Origin of the sequence: Actinomadura sp. 6N118 (assembly GCF_044326415.1) — a bacterium.
Taxonomy (GTDB): domain Bacteria; phylum Actinomycetota; class Actinomycetes; order Streptosporangiales; family Streptosporangiaceae; genus Spirillospora.
In genome coordinates, this window is the sequence record NZ_JBIRAZ010000003.1 from 285,877 (window position 1) to 303,857 (window position 17,981).

Below are 17,981 nucleotides of genomic sequence, written 5' to 3' on the forward strand. Positions count from 1 at the left end.
ACAGCGCCGTGAAAGCACGGTGAGAGCCGCAGGACAGCACGGTGCAAGGACTGTTGGCGAGTCTGGGGTCCATCGCTGATTCCGCCGTCGGGGGCGGCAGCAATCCACTCACCAGGCGAACGGGGAGACATGAGCAACGAACGTAAGAACCGCGGGGGCGCCGTACTGGCCGTGATGGCCACGGTGGCGATCGCCGGAGGTGTGCAGGCTGCCGGCGCCGCACCGGCCGATGCCGCAGTGCGGGGGCTGACCCGGATCACCTATCCCATGGGCCAGCTCGACTCGCAGACATCCAGCGAGCGAACGCCCGAGTGCCCGCGGGGCATGAAGGTCATCGGAGGCGGCGGCCGTGTCGTCGGACCTGCCGCACAGGCGATCCGGCTCCGCAACCTGCGACCGATCAGCCCGGACTCCGGCTCAGACCGATTCGAGGTGGTCGCCGAAGAGCCGCCGGGCGGCGTCGCGGGCAAGTGGGCGCTGGAGGGATACGCCCTGTGCGCGCCGGAGAGCGAACTCGAAGGCCATGAGATCGTCTCGGTGGCGTCCACGCGGTCGTCCACGTCCCACAAGGAGATCGTCGCCGCCTGCCCGAGCGGCAAGCGGGTGCTCGGCGCCGGGGCGAGCGTCACCGGCGGGACCTACGGGGTCTCCCCCGGTCTGCAGATGAGCCGCGCGTCCGGTCCGCTGGACATCGCCCGTGCGGCGGCGGCGCTGGAAAGCACCGCCTCCTCGGCCGGCTGGCAGGTCGTCTCGCATGCCGTCTGCGCCAAGCCGGTGGGAGGCGCCGCCGAAGGCGAGGTGGTCCACAACCGGACGAACGCGATCAAGGAGTGCTCCGGCGCCACGAAGGTGCACTCGGCCGGCGGGGCCACCGGGGACGGCCCGAACGGGCCCGTGTTCCTGAGCGACCTGTACCCGAGCGCCGATCTGCGCGCCACGGTCCTGCGGCTGACCGGCGTCCCCACCGACGGCCTCGCCATCCAGGCGATCTGCGCCTGACAGCCGCACCGTCTGATCCGTGCCTGATCGGCACCGTCTCATCCGTGCCTGATCGGCACCGTCTCATCCGTGCCTGATCGGCACCGTCGGATTCATGGCCGGGGTGGCATCGCGCCGCCCCGGCTCTCGGCATCACCCCGGCGCCGTCAGCGACGCACGGACGCGGCTGAAGCCCGAGATCCCCCTGACCGGGTCCTACGGCATCCCGATTCGGGACGAGATCGAGCTGGAAAAACGGCCCCTGTGACCCGGCGGCACTCGATCGCCTCGTCGGCTTCCTGACCGGAGGCGGACAGCGCGCCTCAGATACCCCTGCTCAGGAGAGAGGCACGGCATCACGGACCCGCCGGACCGATCGGCACATGCCACAATTCGAGCGAAGGCGGGCACGTGCCCACCGACTCCTGGATGGTGGCGGATGACGTTGCCCGTGGTCCCTTTCACCGGCGGTGTCGCGCCAGCCGCCGTCAGGTTGCTGGACACATCGTGAGCGGCACGTTGGAGTTCTGTGTGCTCGGCGCGCTGGAGGTACGGCGCGGCGGCGAGCGGCTGGTGATGCCCAGCAGGTTGCAGCGCGCGCTCCTGACCCGGTTGCTGCTCTCGGCCGGACACGTCGTCGGCGTCGGGGAGCTCGCGATCGCGCTCTGGGACGGCGACTCACCGGAACGGGCCCGGCACGCGCTGCACACCAACGTCTCGCGGCTGCGCCAAAGGATCGGCGGCGACGTGTTGGTGACCAGGTCGCCCGGATACCTGCTGGCCGTGGACCCCGGCTCGGTCGACGCCACCCGGTTCGAGCGGGAGGTACGCGAGGCCGGTGCGCTGCTGGCCGAGGATCCCGGTGCCGCGGCGGAGAAGCTCGAGACGGCCCTTGGACGGTGGCGTGGAGCGGCGTACGCCGAGTTCGCCGACGGTTTCGCGCAAGGCGCTTCCGTACGGCTGAGCGAGCTACGGCTGGCCGCCCAGGAGAGCCGGTGCGAGGCGTGGCTCATGCTGGGCCGGCGCGGCCAGGCACTGGGAGAGCTAGGCGAGCTCACGGCCGCGCATCCGCTGCGCGAGAGGCCGCACGGACTCTTGATGCAGGCCCTCTACCTGGCCGGACGGCAGGCTGAGGCGCTGGAGGTCTATCGCTCGCTGAGCACCAGGTTCCGTGAGGAGCTGGGTTTGGAGCCTTCCCCTGAGCTTGACCGGCTGCATACTCAGATCCTGTGCCACCAGCTGCCCGTACAGGCACCGCAGAACGGGCCGCTGCGGGATGAAGCACCACCCGACGAAGCACCGCGAACTGGTACACCACGAAGTGAACCGGTGCCGGGCCGGCCGCTGACCGCGCTGCCGGGCCGACCGCTGACCGCGCTGCCGGGCCGGCCGCTGACCGCGCTGGTGGGCCGGGCGGCCGAGCTGGCTCGCCTCACCGATCTGCTGGACAGCGTCCGCATCGTCACGCTGGTCGGCCCCGGCGGAGTGGGAAAGACCCGTCTGGCCCGCGAAGTCGCTGCATCGCGGGCGGCGAGCTGGATCGATCTGGCCGCCGTGCGCGACCCGGCGGACGTGCCGCATGTCTTCGCCGACGCGCTGGGACTGCCCGAGCCCATCAGCGGCGGGGTCGAGCAGGCACTGGTCGAGGCTCTGCGCTCCTCTCGCACCCTGCTGGTGGCAGACAACTGCGAACACGTGCTGCCGGCCGTGGCGGCGTTGGTCGAGCGGATCGCCCAGCACTGCCCGAAGGTGTCGGTCCTTGCGACCAGCCGTGAGCTACTGGCCGTGCCGGGGGAACAGGTCGTGACCGTGCCTCCGCTGCGCGAGCCGGCCCAAGCGGTGGCGTTGTTCGCCGAACGGCTACGCGCGTGCGGCGGGCCAGATCTGGCACCCGGCGACGTGCCGCTTGCCACCGAGCTGTGCAGGCGGCTGGACGGGCTGCCGCTGGCGATCGAGCTGGCCGCGGCCCGGGCCCGCGGGCTCGGCCTCGCCACGGTCACCGACCGTCCCGCGCTGGACGTGCTCAGCGGTGGCTGGCGGACCAGCGAACCCCGGCACCGCAGCCTGCGGGCGGTCCTCGACTGGTCGTTCGCCCTGCTGGAACCGCCCGAACAGGTGCTGCTGCGGAGGCTGGCGGTCTTCAGCGGCCGGTTCGGGCTGGCCGACGCCGAGACGGTGTGCACCGACGGCCTGCTGCCGGCCGACCGGATCGCCGCGGCGCTCGCCGGGCTGGCCGACAAGTCGATGGTGGCGGGTCCGGATGGGGACCGGTACCGGCTGCTGGACACCGTCCGCGCGTACAGCGCCGAGCTGCTGGCCCGCCACGGCGAGGACGTGAGCCTCCCAGCCGCACATGCCAGGCATCAGACCGCCGTCGCCCGGCGACACCCGTACGGGCCCCTGCCGGTCGACGAGCTGCGCGCCGCGCTCCGCTGGTCCTGCGCGCACGACGCGGACCTGGCAGTCGGGTTGGCGGCGGCGCTCGCGCCATACGCGCTGTTCCACATGCGCTTCGAATTCCAGGAATGGGCCGCGACGGCGGCGGAGTTGCCCGGCGCCGCGGGCCATCCGCTGCGGCCCGCCGCACTGGCGTCGGCGGCCTCCGGCGCCTGGGCGCGCGGCGACTTCGCCCGTGCCACCGAACTGGCCCAGCGCGCCCTGGCCGCCGCGTCGCCCGGCTCCTCGGCCTCGGCGGGCGCGCTGGCGGTTCTCGGCGATATCGCGCTGCTGGAGGGGCGGTTCACCGAGAGCATCGACCACTACGACCAAGCCGTGCGGCTTGCCGACCCAGGCGACGCCGCCGACCTCGGCGTGATCTGCGACGCCCTGGGCAGCAAGGCGATAGCCCTGGCCTACCAGGGTGATCTGGTGACCGCCCTGCGGACCGTGGACGAGTGCCGTGCACTGGCCGACAAGAGCGGCGAGCCGGTGCTGCGGGCGCTGGCCCTGTACTACGCCGGGGAAGCGCGTCTGCACAGCGATCCGGCCCGTGCGCTGGAGTTGCTGGAGGAGTCGCGCCGATCGGCAACCGCTCTGGGCGCGCTGTTCATCGATGGCGTCGCCACCGTTTCCGTGGTGACTCTCCGGGGGAGAGTGGACCCCGATCCCGCCACCGCCCTGCCCGCATACCGGAACGCGATCGAGCACTGGCGGCGGGTCGGCAACCAGACCCAGCAGTGGGTCACCCTGCGCAACCTGATCCCATTGCTGGTCTGGACGGGGCTGGACGAGGCGGCGTGCGAGCTGGACGGCGCGCTGGCCACCGCCCCCGTGCGCTTCCCTGGCGACGCCCCCGAGGCCGCCCAGCTGATCAAGGCACTCGCCCTGGCCCGCGAACGGCTCGGTGCCGACGCCGTCCGCCGGGCCGGGGAACGAGGGGCCAGGCGATCACTCGACGACCTCGCCGGGATCGCCCTCACCGCGATCGACGAGGCCGCCGGAGGACCGCCGTACTTCCAGGGGACGACCACATCAGGCGAGGTCGAGCCGGTAGAAGCGCCATAGGTCGTGGTCGATGGACAGCTCGGTGCAACCCGTGTAGCCCGCCTCGTCAGCGTAGGCCCGCACGATGCCGGGTCGCAGTACGGTGCCTGCCTCCACCGCCGTGCCCTCGGCTCGCGTGGCGGGCAGGCAGTGCAGGACGCTGAACGCGTAGTTCATCCGTTCCAGCAGGTCGCCCGGGGCAGTGAAGTGCTCGGCCACCTTCTCGTCGCCGATCAGGACGGCTCCGCCGGGGGCCAGCAGCTCCCGTGCCGACCGCAACACCGCCACCGGGTCGGCCATGTCGTGCAGCGCCTCGAACACGCAGACCAGGTCATAGCCTCCGCCTACGCCGAGCTTGGCCGCGTCCCCGAGCGCGAACGTCACCCGTTCGTCCAGGCCCTGCTCGGCGGCGTGCCCGGACGCCTCCGCGATCGACGGCTCGTCCAGGTCGATGCCGTGCACGCTGACAGCAGGGAATGCCTCGGCCAGCGCGATGGACGACCAGCCGCTACCGCAGCCCAGGTCCAGCACTCTGGCCGGGCCGCCGTTCAGCCGGGCCGCGATGTCCGGCATCGCCGCGATCCAGTCCGCCACCCCGGTGCGGAAGGCGGGCCGGTTGAGCCCGCCGATCCCGTGCCGCGCGCCCTCACCGTAGGCGGCGTACGGAACGCCGCCACCGGAGCCGAACGCCTCCGCCACCTGCGGCAACACCTCGGCGACGGACGCCACGAAGCCCGGAAGCGTCCCGATGAAGAACGGGCTGTCGCCGTCCAGCAGCGCCTCGGCGGCGTCCTCGGGCAACGCGAAAGCACGCGCGTACGGGTCCTCATCATCGGTGGCCACGGTGAGCAGGCCGCTTGCGCCTTGCTGTTCGAGCCACTCCCGCGCATAACGCGGGTGAACGCCGGTGGCCTTGGCCAGGGCACGAGCGTCGGCGGCCCCGCCTGCCAGCACCTGGTACAGCCCCAGGCGAACGCCCAGGGCGATGCTGAGCGTCTCCATCGCCGTCACCGCGTCCGCCAGCAGCCGCTCGGTGATCTTTTCTGCCGTCATCGGTCCTCCCCGTGTTTCTTCAGGTACCCCGCACTCTCCAGGCGACCCCTCACCTCCGGCTCACACGGCGCTCACATGGCCTTTGACGTAGGGGTCAGAGCCACCCGCACAACGGCAACCGGTGAACGGACGTCAAGCGGACGCCGCGACGGCTTGGGCGGCCTGGAACGCCAAGCGCCGTACCTCGCCGGCCTTCCTGGTCTCGGTGGAGTAGGTGAGCGTGACCGCGATGTTCCCGCGCCGGACGAGCACGACGGCGGAACGCAGGCGCCCGTCCACGATCACCGCGCACGCTTCGTCCCCCAGCCCCTCGGGGTTTTCCACGACGCCCATACCGGCCAGCGCGGCACAGGAGCGGTCGTGCTCGCCGCGAGCGACGTCCCCGGGTTTCTTCGCGACGTCGATCTCAAGAGTGGTGAAGCGGGTGGCGGAGGAGGTGTACGTGGTCCGGCAGGAGGCCTTCGCGCGCCCGCCGCGCCCGAGAGTGGGCCGCCCATCGGTGACCGGGCCGAGGCTTGTGAGAGCGTCGCAGGGATTATCCAGCTTGAAAGGGCGGCCGTACGGCAGGAAGCCGAAGAAGGTGGCGACAAGGATACCCACCATGCCGATGACGAGGCTGAAGATGAACGCGAGCAGGGCGGGCCCATAGGGCTGACGTGCGACCTCCCGGAGCGAGTGCCGCCGGGTCATCGGACGGCCGCCAGGATCGCCCCGGAGAGGCGTTCGATCTCGCGTTCCCTGCCGGGCGGGAGATTTTCGCCGGAGAGCCATAGGACGAGATCGTCCCGGTTCCCGACCACCCTGTAGCCCAGGCGTCCCCCGGAGTTCCACGAGCAGAGGACCGCCTGCCCTCCCGCTGCAGAGCCGTTTCCGCACGACGCGGAGCCCTCACTCCGCTCTTTGTCGAAGGCCGCCCTCGCCTCGCGCGCACCCGAGTACGTCACGTACCTGGTGCCCTTGCTCTTATCCTCGTCCACCCTCCGCTCACCGTAACGCCGCAGCCGCAGGGTGATCGCCGGACCCGAGCGATCCGGTGCCACGAACCGGCACGACACGATGCTCCACCCCGACTGGCCAAGATCAGGGAGCGTGGCATAGCTGATCCTCGCATCGGGCAGAAGGCGATTCAGCGAGTCCCGATCCGGCAGATTGCACAGCGGGGGAACGGCCCGGGCCGGGGCTTCCTTCTCGGTCTGATCGTTGACCATCCCCCAAGCGACACCGCCACCGAGCACCAGCCCGGCCAGCCCAGCCGCCACCGCGGAGCCGATTCGCCCCCATGGCCACGCTCTGATTTTCACAAGAACGGCATTATGCCGCCCCACCAGGCAACTACGACATTGGCGGCGGGCTTGCCAGGCCACCGGCCACCGACGGCCGGCCGCGTTCTCGCTGTCAGCCGACGCTTCTGAGGACGGTGAGCAGGTGGGCCACTTCTGCGGAGACGGCCTCGCGCGCCGGGTCCAGATATTTCCGCGTGTCTGCGGTGTCGGGATGGTTGGTGAGATGTGCGCGTACGGCCTTGGTGAACGTGTCGTTGAGCCGTGTGGCGATATTGATTTTGGTCATTCCGGCGTCCACGGCCCGGGTCAGGTCGGCGTCGGTGACTCCGCTGGACCCGTGCAGCACCAAGGGGACGGGCACCTGTGCGTGGAGTCGTTCGATGAGGCCGCTTGCTGGGACGGAATCGGCGGCCTCTACGCCTACATCGTCCTGAGCATCATCTCGATCAGCTGGCTGCTATGGGAACTGCACCGCAGCCGTACGCTGCCGTGGTGGCGCCTTCAACAACAAGCCGCCTAGCCCCGGACTTCATCGGACCTGGTGGGCTGCAGCGGTCGTCGTAGGGTCGTCATATGGGACCTGAGCACGAAATGTGGGCTGTCGGCGATGCCTACGAGGCGTACATCGGCCGCTGGAGCCGCTGCATCGCGGACGGTTTCCTGCAGTGGCTGAACGTGCCAGCCGGCCAGCGATGGCTGGATGTCGGATGCGGTACCGGTGCGCTGGCATCGACCGCCTTGGCCGTGGCGGAGCCCGCTCAGATCACCGGCGTGGACACCTCCGCAGCCTTCCTGGCGCATGCCAGCCACCGGATCAACGACACGCGGTCCACCTTCCACGTCGCAGACGCCCAGTCGCTGCCCTTCCCCGACCGGCATTTCGACGTGGTCGTCAGCGGCCTGGCGCTCAACTTCGTTCCTGACCCTCGCCGTGCCGCGGCAGAGCTCACCCGAGTCACCGCAACGGGCGGCCTGACCGCCGCCTATGTGTGGGACTACGCCGTGGGCATGGCCATGCTGCGCTACTTCTGGGACGCCGCGGTCACCCTCGCCCCTGCTGCAGCTGCGTTGGACGAGGGCCGCCGCTTCCCGCTGTGCCGCCCAGAACCGCTAGGCCGACTATGGACCGACGCCGGAATGGACGAGGTGACGGTACAGGCCATCGAGGTACCGACCGTGTTCGCCGACTTCGACGACTACTGGAACCCGTTCCTAGGCGGTCAGGGCCCGGCTCCCGCGTACGTCATGTCGCTGGCTGAAGAGCGGCGCGGTGCATTGCGCGACCTTCTCCACGCACGTCTCCCCCGCAGCCCGGACGGATCCGTCCCGCTGACCGCCAAAGCCTGGGCGGTACGCGGCGTTGCACGCCCCAGGGCATCAGCGTCAGCCCACCTGTGACGTGGGGGTCATGGGCGGCGGTCTTGATGCATCGGGCCGACCCGGATGGCTGACACGATCCAGGCCTCGCTGGGGCACTGCAGCGTGAACCCTGGGGCGCGTCCGACCAGCTCGCCCCGCTCGACGGTCACGCCCGCCGCCGCCAGCTCGTCGACGACCTCGGAGTACGACCGCCCGAGCATCTGAACCCCCTCACAGATGACCGTTCGGGCAAGGGAAGCGATGACAATCCCCGTCAGGACATCGTCGGCGGCGAACTCCAGCGTCAGCCCGTGCTCAATGTAGGAATCCTCACCCGCCGCCCCGTACTCGGGAACGGCTTCCAGGCATGTGCCGAGCATGCTGCGGAGCTCATCCCGCCGCATGCCCAGCCGCACCGGTCCGGTGCCCACGCCTGGCGTGATGTGGTGCGCGCTGAGCGTTCCAACGCGTGACTCGCCCTCCACGAAGTCACCTACGCTGCCGCGCCGGTCCTTGGGGAAGAGGCCAACCATGGTGACCTCTGTGTCCGCGCACCACAGGTTGAAGCCGTCGTCGGGCAGCTCACACCCTTCGTCGTCTTCGACGATCCGGCAGCCCAGCCCCGCCAGATCGTCCCGGACGCTCTCGTACGGCCGGTCCAGCAACTGCACATCCCGGTAATAGAGGGGAACGTCGCTGACTTCGATATAGAACAGCCGCTCCTGGTCGTCGTGGTGCAGAATCAGCCCGCGCTCCTCATACTGGTCGGCCAGCCCGACCTGAGCGTGCCCCTTGCGGAACGCGCGACGCTCACCCAGCCGCCGCTGAAGCACAGCCCGCTCCTCCCCCAGCCGCGCCTCAGCCAGCCCTTCGAACGGCAGCACCTCGTACACGCGAAACCCCTTTCATTTGCCATTTCGCCCCGTGATATCCCCGCCGACGCCAGGCACTGGGGCCATCCGTGATGGTCGCAGGACGGGCCTCGGTTCCGATCCGGCGGGGGTCGGCCTCACGCATCGCGACGCTTGAGGGCCACGGCCGCACCGGCCAGCAGGATGGCGATATAGGCGGCGAACACCGCAAGCCCGGGCCAGGTCGACAAGGAGTCGGAGGACGGCCGCACCGCCATGAACGACCCTGCGGCGTTGGAGGGCAGGTACGGAGAGATGTTGCCGCTCCAGCTGTCGGGCAGCAGCTGGATCAGGCCCGGCACCACGAACAGCGCACCCACCACGGTCGTGATCGACGCTGCCGTGTTGCGCAGCAGGGCGCCCACCGCCAGGCCTATCAGCCCGGCACCGGTCAGGTAGACCGCCGCGCCGGCGACCGCCCGCAGCACTCCCGGGTCCGACAGCGCGGCACTGGGAAAGCCGCGGGCGGACAGGATCGCCTGACCGGCCAGGAAGGCCACCAGTGTTGCGGCGAGCATGGGCAGGAAGGCCGCCGCGGCGAAGGCGACCGCCTTGCCCCACAGCACCGGCAGCCGGGCCGGCACCGCGGAGAAGGTGGCGCGGATCGTTCCGGTCGCGTACTCGCCGGCGGTCATCAGCACCCCCAGCACCGCGATGGCCAAGGCCGCCAGCATCGTCCCGCTGAGGCTGAGCGAGGTCGGGTCGGTCGCGGCCAGGTCACCGCCTTCGTCGGGACCGGTCCCGGTCCCCTGCAGGCTGGTCAGCAGTACCCCGAAGCCGACCAGCAGGACCACGGCGACGGCGAGGGTGTACATCGTGGAGCGCAACGAGCGGAATTTGATCCACTCCATGTGGACGACGCGCGGTGTGGTGACCCGCAGATCGTCCGCTTGGCGAACGTGGGCGAGTGCGGTGCTCATCGACCGCTCCTTTCGGTGGTGACCAGTGACGCGGAGACGGACGTGGTCGCCTGGTATTCGACGGCGTCGCGGGTCAGCTCCATGAACGCCTCCTCCAGCGACGCCTCCCTCACCGCCAGCTCGTGCAGCACCAGGCCGGCGCCGGCGGCGCGTTCACCGATCTCGGCCGCCTCCAGCCCGGTGACCTCCAGCAGACCCGCCTCACCGCCGGTGACCGTGACGCCGTCCCCCATCAGCAAGCCACGCAGATGAGCGGCGTGCGGGGAACGCACCCGCACACTGCGGCTGGACGCCCGCCCGATGAAGTCGGAGATCGGCCCCGCCGACAACAGCCGCCCCCGGCCGATCACGATGAGATCCTCGGCGATCAATGCCATCTCGCTCATCAGATGGGAGGAGACGAAGACGGTGCGGCCGTCCTCCGCCAGGTTCTTCAGCAGGTTGCGGATCCACAGCACCCCTTCGGGATCCAGGCCGTTGACCGGTTCGTCCAGCATCACCGTCTGGGGATCGCCCAGCAGCGCCGAGGCGATGCCCAGCCGCTGCCCCATTCCGAGCGAGAATCCGCCCGCCCGCTTACGCGCCACCTCCGCGAGGCCGACCATGTCGATGACCTCGTCCACCCGCTGCTTGCCGATGCCGTTACTGGCCGCCAGCGCCAGCAGGTGGTTGTAGGCCGAGCGTCCCGGGTGCACCGCCTTGGCCTCCAGCAACGCCCCGACCTCCTGCAACGGAGCGGTGTGCCGCGCGTACGGGCGGCCGTTGACCCGCACGTGCCCCGACGACGGCCGGTCCAACCCAATGATCATCCGCATCGTGGTCGACTTCCCCGCCCCGTTTGGGCCGAGGAAACCCGTGACGACTCCCGGCTTCACGGTGAAGCTCAGCGAGTCCACCGCGAGCTTGTCCCCATACCTCTTACTGAGGTTGTCCACCTCAATCACGTTCGCCTCCCGCAGCGCATTCGTTGCTCCTTGGTTGAAGCGTCGCGGTGGGAAGGCGGCAGGCGCGTCGCCCAGCGAGAGACACCCTGTGTACTCCAACTGCAGTACAGGCGAGCGACGCGCGGGGGAGGAAATTTGTGGGGTTTTCCAGTACCGGTTGTGTCCGGAAGCGCGGCAGCCGTTCGTTACTAGGGTGCGATCACGCCATACCGAGGAGCGCAAAGATGAAGTACATGATGTTCGTCTGCACTGACCCCGAGCCTGACCCGGATCAGGAGAACCGGCCTGACATCGACGTATGGGTGTCGGAGAACGATGCGCGCGGTCGGCGTCTGCAGGGCAGTCCGCTGGCTCCGGAGTCCGCGGCCACCACTGTCCGCGTCCGTAAGGGGGAGTTGCTGCTCAGCGACGGTCCATTTGCTGAGACCCATGAGGTGATCGTGGGCTTCGACCTGCTCGAATGCGCCGACCTGGATGAGGCGATCGAGGTCGCTCGCGCTCACCCCATGGCCCGGGAGGGACGGTTGGAGCTTCGTCCGTTCGCCGAACTCGAGCGGTGACCGACAGGCCACCGGCTGCGGCGGCCTCGGCCGTCGCAGCCGCATGCTCGGACGCCCACCCTCGCATCGTCGCGGCGCTGATCCGCGTCACCGGCGAGTGGACGCTGGCTGAGGACTGCGCTCAGGAGGCGTTGACACTGGCCTTGCAGCGGTGGCCGGAACAGGGCGTGCCCGCCAACCCGGGCGGCTGGCTCATGACGGTGGCCCGCAACCGTGCGATCGACGTGTTGCGGCGCGCGTCGGTGGAACGCCGCAAACTCCGCGAGCTGGCGGTGCTCTCGCTCACCGATCCGGGACCCGCGGGGGCACAGGCCGTACAGGAGGAGGTCGTGGACGACCGGCTGCGGCTCATCTTCACGTGCTGTCATCCCGCACTCACCCTTGAGGCGCGCGTGGCGCTGACCCTGCGGACGATCTGCGGTGTGCCGGCCGCCGACATCGCCCGCGTCTTCCTGGTCAGCGAGTCGACGATGACCCGCCGGCTGACCCGGGCCAAGTCGAAGATCGCTGACGCGGGCATCCCGTACCGGGTGCCCAGTGGCCCGGCTCTTGCCGAGCGGCTCCCCGGCGTCCTGGCCGTGCTGTATCTGCTGTTCACTCGCGGCTACAACGCCGACGGACGGCCCGCGTTCGCCGAGGAGGCGATCCGCCTGGCACGGCTGCTCAGGCAACTCATGCCAGAACAGGATGAGGTGTCTGGCGTGCTGGCTCTTTTCTTGTTCCAGCATTCCCGCCGCGACGCACGCCAGGACGCCGAGGGCAACCTGCTCTCCCTGGACAGGCAGGACCGGTCCCGCTGGGACCACGCCGCGATCGCCGAGGCCCTTGACCTGCTGTCCAGGATCGAGCAGAACGGCCCGTACGCGCTGCAGGCCCACATCGCAGCCTGCCATGCCACCGCCGCATCCGCCGACGCCACCGACTGGCAAACGATCGCGCAGCGCTATGACGATCTGGCCCGGGTGCAACCGACACCGGTCGTCCAACTGAATCGCGCCGTGGCGCACGGCTACGCACACGGACCCTCTGCGGGCCTGTCGCTGCTCGACCAGGCCCGCGCCAACGGTGCGCTCGACGACCATCCCCATGCCTTGGCTGTGCAAGCCGATCTCACCGCCCGCCAGGGTGACCATGAGCGTGCTGCCGCCCTGTTCCGGCAGGCCGCCGCCCTGGCCCACAGCGAACCCGAACGCCGCGCGCTCCTCGACCGAGCCGATCGAGGCTGAAAGGCCCGTGTCAATTGGCCTACCGGCATGACCGCCTGCTCGTGTTCCGGAGGGAGGCACGAGCAGGCGGCTGTCCTGAGGACCTACGCGGGCCGAGGGGGCCGCCCGCTCCGGTGAGTTGGACGGTCTATCAGCAGGTGTGGACCCACTCGTGCGAGCTGTAGTCGTTGTCGTTCATCCCGAGGTCGAAGGTCTCTCCGGGGTTGACGCAGACGCCGAAGCGCCCGTAGTTGACATCGAGGTAGGTCCTGACGTTGTCGACACGGGTGGAGCTGCTCGCGCGGCGGTTGTACATGGACTCGGCGTTGTCGCCCATCGTTCCCCAGTTCGAGGAGTTCCCGGTCCAGGCCCTCATGGCGCCCGAGAATTCGTCGTTGATCCAGGCGCAGAAATTGTCTCTGGGGCACTCGTTCGGGGCGGCGCTGGCGGTGCCCGGGGCCGCCACCAGTGTCGCCGCGACGAGAGGCAGGCCGATGGCCAGGGTCTTGAAAAACTTGATCAGGAGAGTGTCCCTTTCGGTTGTGTCCAGTCGAACGGTGCTGTGGTGCTAGGCGTCGGCCAGGACCCGCCTGGCCCGGGGAAGCGCCTTGATTTCGAGATACGGGCGAACTCGCCTCTCTCATGAAGCCGATTTGAAAGCGATCTGAAGCTGCCGGCTGCTGGACTTTCGCTCGTCTCCGACCCCGAAACGGGGCCAAAGGGAAGGAATGCCAATGCACGGAGTCGGGAAATTGCTCACCGGGCTGTCCCTCACCGGTTTGGCGGTCGCCGGAGGGGTGGCGTTCACGGGAACGGCCGTGGGCGCGACGTCCGGCACCGCACAGGCCGGCCGGGTGGTCTTCTACCAGAACCCGAACTTCACTGGGCCGACCAGCTCGGTCAGCTACGCGGGCTGCTCATCGGTGGCCGTGTATCCGCCGGGGTTGACCATGATCAGCGCGTTCGACAACCGTCCGCCGGCGGACTGCCAGGTCGCCCTTGTCAACCGCACGGGCGCGACCACGGTCCTGTGTGCTGGACGTGGGCTCGTCCCGGACGGGTTCCGCCAACCGCGGCAGGTGCTGGTCCGGGCAGGCTTCTCTCGCCCGTGTGGCATCGGCGTCTGATACGGCTCCAGCGGCGAAGGAGAGTGGGGGTGGCTGGTGCCACCCCCACTCGAGATTCGGGGGCGTCCTGGAGTGGGGCGGGCGCAGTATCTGCCTAGCGTGATCGATATGGCATCCATGGGTCGCATTCGGCACGGGAGTCCAGACGTTGATCGCGCATCAGGCAGGAGTATTCATGCCCCTTTTCCAAAAGGCGATGGCCGCAGGTCTGACCGCCATGGCGGGACTGGTCGTGGCACCGTCGCCCGCAAACGCCACCGAGACCGCAGGACACAGTCCTGGCACAGATCTCGACCGTTACCACCGGCAACAGATCCACTGGACGCAATGTCACCCGGGAACAGGCGACTCGGCAGGCGGGGCACTTGAATGCGCCAACGTGACCGTGCCGCTGGACTACTCCGACTCGGACGGCCGTACGATCACCGTGGCGATCTCCCGGCTCAAGGCCAGCGACACAGCCCGCCGGATCGGCGCGATGGTGCTCAACAACGGCGGGCCGGGCGGCCAGACGCTGGACCGCCCGCCGCAGTTCCGCGAGGCGATGAAGGACGCGGGCGGAAGGTACGACCTGATCGGGATGGCGCCGCGGTTCGTCGGACCCAGCACCCCGCTGGACTGCGGATGGCCGACGGGCACCTGGATTCGTTCGGCCGGGGAAAGCCGCGCGGCGTTCGACCGGGTGGTCGCCTTGCAGCGGAGCCTGGCCGAGCGCTGCCGGCAGCGGCACGCCGACGTGCTGCCGTTCGTCACCACTCGCAACACTGCACGCGACATGGACGTCATCCGCGCCGCGCTAGGCGAACGCAGAATCTCCTACCTGGGCTACTCCTACGGCACCTATCTCGGCGCGGTCTACGCCCAGATGTTCCCCGGACGCACCGACCGCCTGGTCCTGGATGGCCCGATCGATCCGCGCCGCTACAGTCCCCAACTGCTCAAAGGCACCGAGGATGCCAATGACCACGCGCTGCGGGATTGGGCGGCCTGGGCGGCCCGACGGCACGACACGTTCAATCTGGGCCACACCACAGGACGGGTACTGAGGACCGTACGCCGCATCATCCGCGCCTCCGCCAAGCAGCCGCTGGAAATCCACAATCCGCAACAGAGCGACCGTCCCTACCGGATCGACGATTCCCATGTCGCAGGTCTCGTCTGGACGCGTCTTGTCGATGACCGCGACGCGGCTCGAACGGTCCTCGCCGACACCGTGAAGGTCCTCAACGCCGCCGCCTCCACCGGGCGGCCGGCCCAGCCGACGCCGAAGTTCGCCGACTCCCTGGCCACGATGCTGACCGGGGCCAAGTCGTCCACCGGCAGCGCCCAGGCCGCGATCCTGTGCGGCGACGTCGCCGCCCTGCGGGACCCCGAACGTTACTGGCGCGACGTTCAGCAAAGCCGCAGCCGCCACCCCGTGACCGGACCGCTCGCCAACAACATCACCCCGTGTGCCTTCTGGCCGCACACCCCGCGCGAACGACCGACCGACATCGCCAACCACGTCCCCGCATTGATCGTCGCCGCCACCGGCGACCCGCGCACGACCTACTCGAACGGTGCGGCTCTGCGACGGCTCATGACCGGCTCCCGTCTGCTCACCCTTCGCGGAGCCAACGTTCACGGCGTCTACAGCCGCTACGGCAACTCCTGCGTCGACGACCATGTCAGCGCCTATCTGCACACCGGCGCCCTTCCGGCCAACGGCCTCACGTGCGCAAACCAACCGCTTCGGTGAATTCCTCGATATCGGAGCTGACGTAAAGCAGGCCCGCCATGGTGTCGCCATGGCGGGCCTGACACTGGAAAATGGCACCCGCGAACGCCTGAGGTACTCCCCACACATCAGGTCCAATGGCCGCGTTTGCGTCGAGCGGTGTACTGCTCATGTCGCCGCCGGATGGACGCCACAGGGCGTACCGGTGGCTGAGTGTGAGCGCGTGAACAATCGAGGAATCACCGTTGCCCTGCTGGGCCCGCTGGAGGTGCGCCAGGACGGGGCGGCGGTTCGCCTAGCCGGCGGCCGCGTACGGACATTACTGGCCCTGCTGGCCGTCTCGGCGAGCGACACCGTGCCGGTGCAAAGGCTGGCGTCGGCCTTGTGGGGCGAGGAGTTGCCGGTCAATGGCAGGCGCAGCGTTCAGACCCTGGTCACCCGGCTCCGCCGTGCGCTGGGCTCGCACGCAGTCTCCACGATGCCCGAAGGCTACCGGCTGGATGTCGAGCCCGACCGGGTCGATGTGCTGCGGTTTCGCCGGCTGCTGGCCGAAGCGGCGCGCACACGGGACGCAGCCGGGGAACGGCTCCTGGTCGCGGAGGCACTCGCGCTGTGGCGAGGCCCGCCGTTCGAGAGCATCGATTCGGACTGGCTGCGCACTGTGGAGTCGGCATACCTGCTCGAGTCGTACCTCGGCGCGATCGAGCGGCGGATCGACCTGGACCTGGCTGAGGGACGTCACCGTGAGCTGATCGCGGAACTGATGCGCCTCACCTCACACCATCCGTTCCGCGAATCGTTGTGGGCGCGTCTGCTCGTCGCGCTCGGCCGCTGCGGCAGACCGGCCGAGGCGCTGGCCAGTTATGAACGGCTGCGCCGCCGCCTAGCCGACGAGCTGGGCATCGAGCCCTCGGCAGAACTGCGTCGTATCCACGCCTCCCTGCTTCACGCGCAGACACCCTGAACGCGTACAGAGCTGGCCCGCCCTGGTAAATCGGACGGACCAGCTCAGTCGTCAGACTTTGCTCTTGACGTAGTCGGCGGCTTCTTGGGCGTTGCGGAAGTAGAGCAGGTGCGCCAGGAAACTGTTGCCGTTGTTGCAGACGGGGTCTCCGTCCTGGCAGAAGTCCTTGATTTTGCTGCCGTACGGACCGCTCGTCCCCTGCCCGCGCAAGGGATTGCCGAAGAACAGGACTGCCGCGACCCTCGACTGCAGCGACGCGGGGATGGTGGCGACGCTGCCCGTGCCGATGCCGATCGAGCGGTTGAGGACCGCGGCGCCCTGCGAGTAGCCAGCCAGCACGAAACGCTGGCCTGGGCAGGCGGCGGCTTGGCTGGTGACGTGGTTGACCATGTCGGTGTTGCCCTTGGTGGGCGAATCGGCGTCGAGGTTGGCGGGATAGTTCACGGGATAGGCGCTGACGGTCTTGCCGGTGAGCGTGGACTTCAGCGCGGAGTTGACGGGGTCGCCGACGATGACGCCGAGCGTGCCCGGCTCGAAGGTGCCGCGGGCGACCACGAAGTCGATGTCCGTGCACGCGGCGGCGTGGGCGGACGCCTGGCCGGTAGTCGAGACAAGGCCGGCGGACGCGGCCAGCGCGGCCAGCGCGGCCAGCACGATGCCGAACGTACGCTTGGTACGGGCGACAGGCATGGGGGGATACCTCACTTCCCTGGACGGCCGACGGAACGTTCAGCCGTGGGAAGCGTCAAGGTAGTCAGGCCCGGCGGCCACGCCATCCGTGGGCGCGACAAAGACGGGCACGGGGCCCTATCAGGCGGCTGACAACCGGATCGGCGCACGTCAATCCCAACGCCGAACGGGCTATGCGTTCATTGCATGGCCGAAGGTCTTGGACTCAGCCGGCGGATACGCGCTCTCCTTGATCAAGAGGGGCGACCCTCTCCCCCAACACCTTGATCTATGCGACAGGAGTGCAGCCATGCGATTGCGTCGAGGGATCGGCCTGGCGGTGATGACGCTGACCGTGGCGTCCGGCTGCTCGGGCACGGAGGCGTCCACCGGCGACCCCGGCCCGTCGCGCGCCCCCACCAGCTCAGGTGCGAGTCCGTCAACGTCGGAGAAGGGCACCCGGCCGGCCGACACAGCAGGTGCCGAACGGGTCGCGCAGCGCTTCGTCACGGCGGCCAACGCCGGGGACGAAGCGGGTGTCGCAGCCACGTTCGCTGAGAACGCCAGGTTCGACAGCGTCGGCCGCATCTACCCGTCGCGTAAGGCGATCATGAATGACTTCCTCGTCCCGGAGGTGCTGCGGGCCGGCGGTCGCTACAAGGTCACCGGGCAGCGCTGGACGGCGGAACGTTACGTGGTGGACTACGACTTCTCGACCGGGCACGGCGGCAGCGAGAGCTTCTCGTACGCCTACGTGATCCGCGACGGCCTCATCCGTGATGTCATCGGCCGCTACCACTGATAGGCG

20 protein-coding genes are annotated in these 17,981 nt (G+C 69.4%); 11 read left to right on the plus strand and 9 right to left on the minus strand.

The window, feature by feature from the left end:
- Nucleotides 1-129 precede the first annotated feature (129 nt).
- The 3 genes from ACH34W_RS09145 (at nucleotide 130) to ACH34W_RS09155 (ending at nucleotide 4,482) form a co-directional block, all read left to right on the plus strand.
- The gene (locus ACH34W_RS09145; protein ID WP_395960313.1) at nucleotides 130-999 is read left to right on the plus strand and encodes a hypothetical protein; all 870 of its coding nucleotides are present in this window, start codon (nucleotides 130-132) and stop codon (nucleotides 997-999) included.
- 94 nt (nucleotides 1,000-1,093) lie between these two features.
- On the plus strand, nucleotides 1,094-1,246 hold the full coding sequence (locus tag ACH34W_RS09150) for a hypothetical protein (protein WP_395960314.1): 153 nt from the start codon (nucleotides 1,094-1,096) through the stop codon (nucleotides 1,244-1,246).
- 239 nt (nucleotides 1,247-1,485) lie between these two features.
- A complete protein-coding gene (locus ACH34W_RS09155) occupies nucleotides 1,486-4,482 on the plus strand; it encodes an AfsR/SARP family transcriptional regulator (RefSeq protein ID WP_395960315.1) in 2,997 nt (998 codons plus the stop codon).
- On the opposite strand, the gene ACH34W_RS09160 is transcribed toward ACH34W_RS09155, so the two are convergent.
- The 4 genes from ACH34W_RS09160 to ACH34W_RS09175 form a co-directional block, all read right to left on the minus strand.
- Nucleotides 4,450-5,514 carry a class I SAM-dependent methyltransferase gene (locus ACH34W_RS09160; protein ID WP_395960316.1) on the minus strand — a complete coding sequence of 355 codons (1,065 nt, stop codon included), beginning with the start codon at nucleotides 5,512-5,514 and terminating at the stop codon, nucleotides 4,450-4,452. The two genes, ACH34W_RS09155 and ACH34W_RS09160, sit on opposite strands and share 33 nt — an antisense overlap.
- A 132-nt stretch (nucleotides 5,515-5,646) precedes the next feature.
- Nucleotides 5,647-6,204 carry a hypothetical protein gene (locus tag ACH34W_RS09165; RefSeq protein WP_395960317.1) on the minus strand — a complete coding sequence of 186 codons (558 nt, stop codon included), beginning with the start codon at nucleotides 6,202-6,204 and terminating at the stop codon, nucleotides 5,647-5,649.
- A complete protein-coding gene (locus ACH34W_RS09170) occupies nucleotides 6,201-6,773 on the minus strand; it encodes a hypothetical protein (protein ID WP_395960318.1) in 573 nt (190 codons plus the stop codon). The genes ACH34W_RS09165 and ACH34W_RS09170 overlap by 4 nt, the downstream gene beginning before the upstream one ends.
- Nucleotides 6,774-6,909: 136 nt before the next feature.
- Nucleotides 6,910-7,143, minus strand: coding sequence for a class II fructose-bisphosphate aldolase (locus ACH34W_RS09175; RefSeq protein WP_395960623.1), 234 nt, complete (start codon nucleotides 7,141-7,143; stop codon nucleotides 6,910-6,912).
- On the opposite strand from ACH34W_RS09175, the gene ACH34W_RS09180 reads away from it, so the two are divergent.
- Together ACH34W_RS09180 and ACH34W_RS09185 are read left to right on the plus strand one after the other, a co-directional pair.
- Nucleotides 7,135-7,317 carry a hypothetical protein gene (locus tag ACH34W_RS09180; RefSeq protein WP_395960319.1) on the plus strand — a complete coding sequence of 61 codons (183 nt, stop codon included), beginning with the start codon at nucleotides 7,135-7,137 and terminating at the stop codon, nucleotides 7,315-7,317. The genes ACH34W_RS09175 and ACH34W_RS09180 overlap by 9 nt on opposite strands.
- A 53-nt stretch (nucleotides 7,318-7,370) precedes the next feature.
- The gene (locus ACH34W_RS09185; RefSeq protein ID WP_395960320.1) at nucleotides 7,371-8,195 is read left to right on the plus strand and encodes a class I SAM-dependent methyltransferase; all 825 of its coding nucleotides are present in this window, start codon (nucleotides 7,371-7,373) and stop codon (nucleotides 8,193-8,195) included.
- A gap of 8 nt (nucleotides 8,196-8,203) precedes the next feature.
- Here the strand turns inward: ACH34W_RS09185 and ACH34W_RS09190 are convergent, their stop codons facing one another.
- The 3 genes from ACH34W_RS09190 to ACH34W_RS09200 form a co-directional block, all read right to left on the minus strand.
- Nucleotides 8,204-9,049 carry a hypothetical protein gene (locus ACH34W_RS09190; RefSeq protein ID WP_395960321.1) on the minus strand — a complete coding sequence of 282 codons (846 nt, stop codon included), beginning with the start codon at nucleotides 9,047-9,049 and terminating at the stop codon, nucleotides 8,204-8,206.
- Between the two features lie 116 nt (nucleotides 9,050-9,165).
- A complete protein-coding gene (locus ACH34W_RS09195; protein ID WP_395960322.1) occupies nucleotides 9,166-9,987 on the minus strand; it encodes an ABC transporter permease subunit in 822 nt (273 codons plus the stop codon).
- Entirely contained in the window at nucleotides 9,984-10,931 is a 948-nt protein-coding gene (locus ACH34W_RS09200) for an ABC transporter ATP-binding protein (RefSeq protein WP_395960323.1), read from the minus strand. Before ACH34W_RS09200 ends, ACH34W_RS09195 begins: the two co-directional genes overlap by 4 nt.
- A gap of 224 nt (nucleotides 10,932-11,155) precedes the next feature.
- On the opposite strand from ACH34W_RS09200, the gene ACH34W_RS09205 reads away from it, so the two are divergent.
- Both ACH34W_RS09205 and ACH34W_RS09210 read left to right on the plus strand, forming a co-directional pair.
- Entirely contained in the window at nucleotides 11,156-11,491 is a 336-nt protein-coding gene (locus tag ACH34W_RS09205; RefSeq protein ID WP_395960324.1) for a YciI family protein, read from the plus strand.
- Nucleotides 11,488-12,717: an RNA polymerase sigma factor gene (locus ACH34W_RS09210; RefSeq protein ID WP_395960325.1), complete on the plus strand. Its 1,230-nt coding sequence runs from the start codon at nucleotides 11,488-11,490 to the stop codon at nucleotides 12,715-12,717. Before ACH34W_RS09205 ends, ACH34W_RS09210 begins: the two co-directional genes overlap by 4 nt.
- A 130-nt stretch (nucleotides 12,718-12,847) precedes the next feature.
- On the opposite strand, the gene ACH34W_RS09215 is transcribed toward ACH34W_RS09210, so the two are convergent.
- Nucleotides 12,848-13,162 (minus strand): peptidase inhibitor family I36 protein, encoded by a 315-nt coding sequence (locus tag ACH34W_RS09215; protein WP_395960326.1) that lies wholly within the window; start codon nucleotides 13,160-13,162, stop codon nucleotides 12,848-12,850.
- Nucleotides 13,163-13,430: 268 nt separating this feature from the next.
- Here ACH34W_RS09215 and ACH34W_RS09220 point away from each other — a divergent pair, with 268 nt between their 5' ends.
- The 3 genes from ACH34W_RS09220 to ACH34W_RS09230 all read left to right on the plus strand — a co-directional run bounded on the left by ACH34W_RS09220 (nucleotide 13,431) and on the right by ACH34W_RS09230 (nucleotide 16,504).
- On the plus strand, nucleotides 13,431-13,823 hold the full coding sequence (locus tag ACH34W_RS09220) for a hypothetical protein (protein ID WP_395960327.1): 393 nt from the start codon (nucleotides 13,431-13,433) through the stop codon (nucleotides 13,821-13,823).
- A 175-nt stretch (nucleotides 13,824-13,998) separates the two neighbouring features.
- Nucleotides 13,999-15,561 carry an alpha/beta hydrolase gene (locus ACH34W_RS09225; protein ID WP_395960328.1) on the plus strand — a complete coding sequence of 521 codons (1,563 nt, stop codon included), beginning with the start codon at nucleotides 13,999-14,001 and terminating at the stop codon, nucleotides 15,559-15,561.
- Between the two features lie 202 nt (nucleotides 15,562-15,763).
- Nucleotides 15,764-16,504, plus strand: coding sequence for a BTAD domain-containing putative transcriptional regulator (locus ACH34W_RS09230; protein WP_395960329.1), 741 nt, complete (start codon nucleotides 15,764-15,766; stop codon nucleotides 16,502-16,504).
- Nucleotides 16,505-16,555: 51 nt separating this feature from the next.
- Here ACH34W_RS09230 and ACH34W_RS09235 read toward each other — a convergent pair whose 3' ends face one another.
- Complete coding sequence (locus tag ACH34W_RS09235; RefSeq protein WP_395960330.1) at nucleotides 16,556-17,194, minus strand: cutinase family protein; 639 nt, start codon at nucleotides 17,192-17,194, stop codon at nucleotides 16,556-16,558.
- Nucleotides 17,195-17,483: 289 nt separating this feature from the next.
- Here ACH34W_RS09235 and ACH34W_RS09240 point away from each other — a divergent pair, with 289 nt between their 5' ends.
- Nucleotides 17,484-17,975, plus strand: a complete 492-nt coding sequence (locus ACH34W_RS09240) for a nuclear transport factor 2 family protein (protein ID WP_395960331.1) — start codon at nucleotides 17,484-17,486, stop codon at nucleotides 17,973-17,975.
- Nucleotides 17,976-17,981 lie beyond the last annotated feature (6 nt).

Bases quoted from the DNA above. Each gene is read 5' to 3' on its own strand.
- ACH34W_RS09145 (WP_395960313.1), top strand. From the start codon at position 130: ATGAGCAACGAACGTAAGAACCGCGGGGGCGCCGTACTGGCCGTGATG.
- ACH34W_RS09150 (WP_395960314.1), top strand. From the start codon at position 1,094: ATGGCCGGGGTGGCATCGCGCCGCCCCGGCTCTCGGCATCACCCCGGC.
- ACH34W_RS09160 (WP_395960316.1), bottom strand. From the start codon at position 5,514: ATGACGGCAGAAAAGATCACCGAGCGGCTGCTGGCGGACGCGGTGACG.
- ACH34W_RS09165 (WP_395960317.1), bottom strand. From the start codon at position 6,204: ATGACCCGGCGGCACTCGCTCCGGGAGGTCGCACGTCAGCCCTATGGG.
- ACH34W_RS09185 (WP_395960320.1), top strand. From the start codon at position 7,371: ATGGGACCTGAGCACGAAATGTGGGCTGTCGGCGATGCCTACGAGGCG.
- ACH34W_RS09195 (WP_395960322.1), bottom strand. From the start codon at position 9,987: ATGAGCACCGCACTCGCCCACGTTCGCCAAGCGGACGATCTGCGGGTC.
- ACH34W_RS09205 (WP_395960324.1), top strand. From the start codon at position 11,156: ATGAAGTACATGATGTTCGTCTGCACTGACCCCGAGCCTGACCCGGAT.
- ACH34W_RS09220 (WP_395960327.1), top strand. From the start codon at position 13,431: ATGCACGGAGTCGGGAAATTGCTCACCGGGCTGTCCCTCACCGGTTTG.
- ACH34W_RS09225 (WP_395960328.1), top strand. From the start codon at position 13,999: ATGCCCCTTTTCCAAAAGGCGATGGCCGCAGGTCTGACCGCCATGGCG.
- ACH34W_RS09235 (WP_395960330.1), bottom strand. From the start codon at position 17,194: ATGCCTGTCGCCCGTACCAAGCGTACGTTCGGCATCGTGCTGGCCGCG.
- ACH34W_RS09240 (WP_395960331.1), top strand. From the start codon at position 17,484: ATGCGATTGCGTCGAGGGATCGGCCTGGCGGTGATGACGCTGACCGTG.